Origin of the sequence: Streptomyces sp. NPDC096012, assembly GCF_040426375.1 — a bacterium.
Classification (GTDB): domain Bacteria; phylum Actinomycetota; class Actinomycetes; order Streptomycetales; family Streptomycetaceae; genus Streptomyces.
Window position 1 is genome coordinate 36,217 of the sequence record NZ_JBEOTD010000054.1, and the last position, 6,655, is coordinate 42,871.

6 protein-coding genes are annotated in these 6,655 nt (G+C 69.4%); 5 read left to right on the forward strand and 1 reads right to left on the reverse strand.

Translation table 11 applies throughout. The features are described 5' to 3' along the window. Positions 1-61: 61 nt before the first annotated feature. From gcvH to ABVB68_RS33735, 3 genes are all read left to right on the forward strand, one after another. Positions 62-439 carry a glycine cleavage system protein GcvH gene (gcvH, locus tag ABVB68_RS33725; RefSeq protein WP_353605003.1) on the forward strand — a complete coding sequence of 126 codons (378 nt, stop codon included), beginning with the start codon at positions 62-64 and terminating at the stop codon, positions 437-439. Between the two features lie 14 nt (positions 440-453). Further along, positions 454-1,734, forward strand: coding sequence for a serine hydroxymethyltransferase (gene glyA, locus ABVB68_RS33730; RefSeq protein ID WP_353605004.1), 1,281 nt, complete (start codon positions 454-456; stop codon positions 1,732-1,734). A 120-nt stretch (positions 1,735-1,854) separates the two neighbouring features. Beyond that, on the forward strand, positions 1,855-3,222 hold the full coding sequence (locus ABVB68_RS33735; RefSeq protein ID WP_353605005.1) for an L-serine ammonia-lyase: 1,368 nt from the start codon (positions 1,855-1,857) through the stop codon (positions 3,220-3,222). 192 nt (positions 3,223-3,414) lie between these two features. Here the strand turns inward: ABVB68_RS33735 and ABVB68_RS33740 are convergent, their stop codons facing one another. Beyond that, positions 3,415-4,071, reverse strand: coding sequence for a hypothetical protein (locus tag ABVB68_RS33740; protein ID WP_353605006.1), 657 nt, complete (start codon positions 4,069-4,071; stop codon positions 3,415-3,417). 739 nt (positions 4,072-4,810) lie between these two features. Between ABVB68_RS33740 and ABVB68_RS33745 the strand changes: the two genes are divergently transcribed. Together ABVB68_RS33745 and ABVB68_RS33750 are read left to right on the forward strand one after the other, a co-directional pair. Next, the gene (locus ABVB68_RS33745) at positions 4,811-5,851 is read left to right on the forward strand and encodes a phosphatidylinositol-specific phospholipase C domain-containing protein (protein WP_503006472.1); all 1,041 of its coding nucleotides are present in this window, start codon (positions 4,811-4,813) and stop codon (positions 5,849-5,851) included. Between the two features lie 93 nt (positions 5,852-5,944). Further along, the gene (locus ABVB68_RS33750) at positions 5,945-6,499 is read left to right on the forward strand and encodes a glycoside hydrolase family 25 protein (RefSeq protein WP_353605008.1); all 555 of its coding nucleotides are present in this window, start codon (positions 5,945-5,947) and stop codon (positions 6,497-6,499) included. Positions 6,500-6,655: the final 156 nt, after the last annotated feature.

Below are 6,655 nucleotides of genomic sequence, written 5' to 3' on the forward strand. Positions count from 1 at the left end.
GAGCAGTTCCATCCGTCCCCCCTTTCATCAGCACTCCCGCGCGTACAGGAGAATTCAGGCCATGAGCAATCCCCAGCAGCTGCGCTACAGCAAGGAGCACGAGTGGCTGTCGGTCGCCGAGAACGGCGTCGCGACGGTCGGCATCACCGAGTTCGCGGCCAACGCGCTCGGCGACGTGGTCTACGCCCAGCTCCCCGAGGTCGGCGCCACCGTGGAGGCGGGCGAGACCTGCGGTGAGCTGGAGTCGACGAAGTCGGTCTCCGACCTCTACTCGCCGGTATCCGGTGAGATCACCGAGACCAACGAGGACGTCGTCAACGACCCGTCGCTGGTGAACTCCGCCCCCTTCGAGGGCGGCTGGCTGTTCAAGGTGCGTGTCAGCGGCGAGCCGGAAGACCTGCTCTCCGCCGACGAGTACGCCGCCCACACCGCCGGCTGAGGAGTCGTAGCCCCATGACTGTCCTGAACACGCCCCTGCACGAACTCGACCCGGAGATCGCCGCCGCGGTCGACGCCGAGCTGCACCGCCAGCAGTCGACGCTGGAGATGATCGCCTCCGAGAACTTCGCGCCGCTCGCGGTGATGGAGGCGCAGGGTTCGGTCCTCACCAACAAGTACGCCGAGGGCTACCCGGGCCGCCGCTACTACGGCGGCTGCGAGCACGTCGACGTCGCCGAGCAGATCGCCATCGACCGGATCAAGGAGCTGTTCGGCGCCGAGTACGCCAACGTGCAGCCCCACTCCGGCGCCTCCGCGAACCAGGCGGCCCTGTTCGCGCTGGCCCAGCCCGGGGACACCATCCTCGGCCTGGACCTGGCGCACGGCGGCCACCTGACCCACGGGATGCGGCTGAACTTCTCCGGCAAGCAGTTCGACGTGGTCGCCTACCACGTGGACGCCGCGACCGGCCTGGTCGACATGGCCGAGGTCGAGAAGCTCGCCAAGGAGCACCGCCCCAAGGTGATCATCGCCGGCTGGTCGGCGTACCCGCGCGAGCTGGACTTCGCCGAGTTCCGCCGGATCGCCGACGAGGTCGGCGCGTACCTGTGGGTCGACATGGCGCACTTCGCGGGCCTGGTCGCCGCCGGTCTCCACCCGAACCCGGTGGAGCACGCGCACGTGGTCACCTCCACGACCCACAAGACCCTCGGCGGCCCGCGCGGCGGCATCATCCTGGCGAAGAAGGAGTTCGCGAAGAAGCTGAACTCCTCCGTCTTCCCGGGCTTCCAGGGCGGCCCCCTGGAGCACGTGATCGCGGCCAAGGCGGTGTCCTTCAAGATCGCGGCGGGCGAGGAGTTCAAGGAGCGGCAGCGCGTCACGGTGGAGGGTGCCCGCATCCTCGCCGAGCGCCTCACCGCGCCCGACGCCCGCGAGGCCGGCGTGAACGTCCTGTCCGGCGGCACCGACGTGCATCTCATCCTGGTCGACCTGCGCGAGTCCGAGCTCGACGGGCAGCAGGCCGAGGACCGGCTCCACGAGGTCGGCATCACGGTCAACCGCAACGCCGTCCCGAACGACCCGCGCCCGCCGATGGTCACCTCGGGCCTGCGGATCGGTACGCCGGCCCTCGCCACCCGCGGCTTCACGGCCGAGGACTTCGCCGAGGTCGCGGACGTGATCGCCGAGACGCTGAAGGCCCCCTCCCCCTTCGGGGCGGCCGAGGCCGAGGCCCTCAAGGCGCGCGTGCGGGCACTCGCCGACAAGCACCCGCTCTACCCGGGGCTGAACAAGTAACGCACCTTTCGCGGGGCACCGCGCACACTGGAAGAACCGGTGCGCGCGGTGCCCGCACCCCTGTGTCAGCCCCGCACCACCCCCGCAGCACCCCTGCTTCACCGTATTGAGGAGTCACCCGTGGCCATCTCGGTCTTCGACCTGTTCTCGATCGGCATCGGCCCGTCCAGCTCCCACACGGTCGGCCCGATGCGGGCGGCGCGCATGTTCGCCCGCCGGCTGCGCAACGAGGACCTGCTCGGTTCCGTCGCGTCCCTGCGCTGCGAGCTGTACGGCTCGCTCGGCGCCACCGGCCACGGCCACGGCACGCCGAAGGCGGTGCTGCTGGGCCTGGAGGGCGCCTCGCCGCGCACGGTGGACGTCGAGACGGCCGACGAGCGCATGGAGACGATCCGGCGCAGCGGACGTCTGAGCGTCCTCGGCGAGCACGAGATCGCCTTCTCCTACGACGACGACCTGGTCCTGCACCGCCGCAAGGCCCTGCCCTACCACGCCAACGGCATGACCGTCCGCGCGTACGACGCGGCCGGCGCGGAGCTGCTCTCCAAGACCTACTACTCGGTCGGCGGCGGCTTCGTCGTCGACGAGGACGCGGTCGGCGCGGACCGCATCGTGCTGGACGACACGGTGCTGAAGTACCCCTTCCGCACCGGCGACGAGCTGCTGCGCCTGACCAAGGAGACGGGCCTGTCCATCTCCTCCCTGATGCTGGAGAACGAGCGGGCCTGGCGCACCGAGGACGAGATCCGGGCCGGTCTGCTGGAGATCTGGCGCGTGATGCGCGCGTGCGTGCAGCGCGGCATGTCCCGCGAGGGCATCCTGCCGGGCGGTCTGAAGGTCCGCCGCCGGGCGGCCGTCTCGGCCCGCCAGCTGCGCGCCGAGGGTGATCCGCTGGCGCACGCGATGGAGTGGATCACGCTCTACGCGATGGCCGTGAACGAGGAGAACGCGGCCGGCGGCCGGGTCGTCACCGCGCCCACGAACGGCGCGGCGGGCATCATCCCGGCGGTCCTGCACTACTACATCGACTTCGTGCCGGGCGCCGACGAGGACGGCGTCGTCCGCTTCCTGCTCGCCGCCGGCGCGATCGGCATGCTCTTCAAGGAGAACGCCTCCATCTCGGGCGCCGAGGTCGGCTGCCAGGGCGAGGTCGGTTCGGCCTGCTCCATGGCGGCCGGCGCGCTGGCGGAGGTGCTGGGCGGCTCGCCGGAGCAGGTGGAGAACGCGGCCGAGATCGGCATGGAGCACAACCTGGGCCTGACCTGCGACCCGGTCGGCGGCCTGGTCCAGATCCCGTGCATCGAGCGCAACGGCATGGCCGCGGTGAAGGCGGTCACGGCCGCGAAGATGGCGATGCGCGGCGACGGCTCCCACAAGGTGTCCCTGGACAAGGTCATCAAGACCATGAAGGAGACCGGCGCGGACATGTCCGTGAAGTACAAGGAGACGGCGCGGGGCGGCCTCGCGGTGAACATCATCGAGTGCTAGGCGGACCGGCCGGCAGCCCCTGACGGCGCGTCACAGCTTCCCGCGCCGTCAGGGCGTTCCCCGCCCACGCGGCGGAATGTTCCTGGAGCACCCCTGGGGCAGCCGTGAACCTCCCCTGGATTCCTCGCGCGTCGAGGCGGATCGCCGTCTGTTCCCCTTCGGATTCCTCACTCCAGGGAAAGCCGCCTTGAGTTACTGCGGCTCCAGCGCAATCATCTCGATCTCGTCCGAACCCGCCTGGAAACGCAGGACCCGGGTGTTGCCCTGGTGTTCGTGACCGCGGGCTTCCGTCTCGGCGGGTTCGAATGCCCCGTACACCAGCCCGTGCCACCAGCCTTGGCGGGTCAGCGCATCCTCATCGGTGATGCCGTGGTCCTGGTCGCAGGCGGCCATGTAGAGCTCGACGTCCGAGGTCATCATTCCCGTCGATGACAGCTCGTCATACGCCTGCTTGAGCGAAGCCCGGGCGGCCGAATCGAAGTAGTACTCGTCCGAGCGGTCCGGACCGAGAATCGCGAACAGCACGATCCCCCAGAACGCTCCCCACCCCACCGACGTCAAAGTGCGTAGCTTGATGATGTGTTTGGCGTCGGCGAGCGCGTGAACTCCTTCGCCCACGTGGGCCGCCGTCTCGGCGAACGTGTCCCCGCTGGGGGTTACGGAGGACAGCTCCTGCCCATGCGACGCCGCGTCGTTTCCGGCGAGGACACCTTCGGCGTAGACCGTGCGCTGATCGCCTTCCAGCGTGAAGGGGGCCTCGTTGTCACGGTCGGGATAGGTGAATCCGGCACCGAATCCCTGGCGCCAGGATTCCGCGAAGTCCGTGCCTTCGTAGGGGTTGTCGAGCATGGGTGTCTCCTCACCTCGTTGCGGTGAACCGGTGAGCGCTCCCGCGCGCGACCCGCAGGATCGACAGGGAACTCACCTACCGCCTGATGCCATTCGCTCCGAAGGTGAAGTCCGCGCATCCTCAGAAATCGTGAAATCCTTGAGCGCCGTTCCGACGGCAAGTCCCGAAGCGCCGTTGAATCCCATCCCTATGCGCTCGTCATTGAAGATGACTTTCTGAACCCGCGGAACCAGAACTCGAGGCATCATCAGCTCCACGATTCACTGCCGTGTGCGGAGATCCCGCCGCCGCGTGAGGAGGTCCCGCCGCCTCGTCTCTCTCTGAAATTACACACCCCGGGGCCGTCACCTGCCACTCGGCCCACCAGAGGGAAGGCGTTGCTCCAGCGCCCCTGTGGTGAAGACCTTCGGGTGGGCGACTGCGGCCGCACGGCCAGCCACCGCGGACGGCGGACGCACACCCCTTCCGGGGAGCGGTTCCCGGGGCCGGCCGTGCCGCCCGCCCCGCCCCACCCCACCCCACCCGCGCCGAGCTGTGTGCAGCCGGCGACCACCGCCCACCACCCGGGCACCGAGCCGGCCCACCACGCGGGCACGAGCCGGCCGGCCGCCCGCTCCGCCGTACGGCACCCCCATCTCCCCGCCGCGCGAAGGCCGATGTTGCCCCGAGGGCTACCGCCTGGTAACCACTCCCCTCTACGCTGCCGCCAACTCAGCGACGCCGAAAGGGAGTTCAGGGATGCGCGCGATTCGTGGGGTGAGACGGACGGTGGCGCTCGCAGGGGCCGCCGCGCTGCTGGCGGTGGTGCCGGGGAACGCCCACGCGGCGTCGCCGAAGTTCTCCGGGACGACGGCCATCGGCACGCACAACGCCTACGACAAGGCCAAGTACACCTACTTCGCACAGGCGCTGGACTCCGGAGCCTCGCTGCTGGAGCTGGACGTGTACGTCGACAGCATCACCCACCGCTGGCGGGTGAGCCACAGCAACCCGCTGGGCAACAACAACAACTGCGAGGCCGCGAAGACACCGGCCGAGCTGTACGGCAAGAGCCGGGACCAGGACCTGGGCAGCTGCCTGGACAACATCGCCGCCTGGAACCAGCTGCACCCCGACCACCCGCCGATCGTCTTCAAGGTGGAGATGAAGGTGGGCTTCAACAACAACGCGAACTTGGGGCCGGACGAGTTCGACACGCTGGTGTCGCGGAAGCTCGGCGGCAGCGTGTACAAGCCGGCCGACCTGCTGGGCGGGTCGTACCCCACGCTGGACGCCGCGGCCAGGGCGGACGCGTGGCCCTCCCGGGACGCGCTGAAGGGCAAGTTCCTCTTCGAGCTGATCCCGGGCACGGTGGAGCAGGCGAACCCGTTCGACCACTACTGGACGGACCGGGAGTACGGCGACCACCTGCGCGACCTGTACGCGGCGGGGAACATCGCGGCGGCCCAGGCCTTCCCGGCCGTGCTCGGCGCCGAGAACGGCGACCCGCGCACCACCCGCTACGACGCCTCGATCCGGCCCTGGTTCGTGTTCTTCGACGGTGACGCGGCCGGCTACGTGAACGGCGGCTACGACACCTCGTTCTACTCGGCGAACCACTACGTCCTGATCATGACGGGCGCCGACGGCGTGTCCCCGGCGATCTCCTCGACCGACCCGACGGACGCCGAAGTCGCGGCCCGGCTCGCGCTCTTGGCGAAGGACCACGCGAGCTTCATCACCTCCGACTGGTCGGCGAAGCCCGCGGCCGTGCTGGCGTCGGTCACGGCACGGGGCTGACGCCGTCCGGGCGCGCGGACGGATCACCCGGGCCGTGACGGGGCATATAGCTCTCAACTCCTGTCACCCCACAGGCACTCAGGGAGTCCCCCCATGCTCCACGGCATCGATGTCAGCGCGTACCAGTCGTCGTCGTACGGTACGGACGGCCTCTCCTTCGTCTTCATCAAGGCGACGGAGGGCCGTTCGTACGTCAATCCGAGACTGGCCGCCCAGACCAAGCACGGCCGCGACGCCGGCCTCGTCGTCGGCTTCTACCACTTCCTGTGGCCGGGACACATCGACGAACAGGCCGAGTACTTCGTCTCGCACGCCCCCGAGAAGGCGGGCGACCTGCTCGCCGTCGACTGGGAGACCACGGGCGACGGGACGCGGGCCGGCAACGCGGAGAAGGACCAGTTCATCCGGAAGGTGAAGCAACTGCGCCCGCACCACCGGGTCCTGCTCTACACCAACCGGGACTTCTGGCTCAACGTCGACGTCACCTCGTACGCCGGGGACGGTCTGTGGATCGCCGACTACGTGAGCGCCGGCAAGCCCCGCATCAAGGCCAAGTGGCGGTTCCACCAGTACAGCAGTGAACCGCACGACAAGGACGTGGCCGACTTCGCCGGCAAGAGCGCGCTGCGCGCATGGGCCACGCCCTGACGAGGCCGCCGGGCCCGTCGTGCACGGCGCCGCGGAGCGGTCGGCGATCGCCGCCGGGCGCCTAGGTGTACTCGGCCAAGAGGTTGGTGACTCGCGTCGGTAGTTGATCAAGAGGAGACCTCCGGGCGTAGTGGAGATGCCTGTCTTCACGACAAC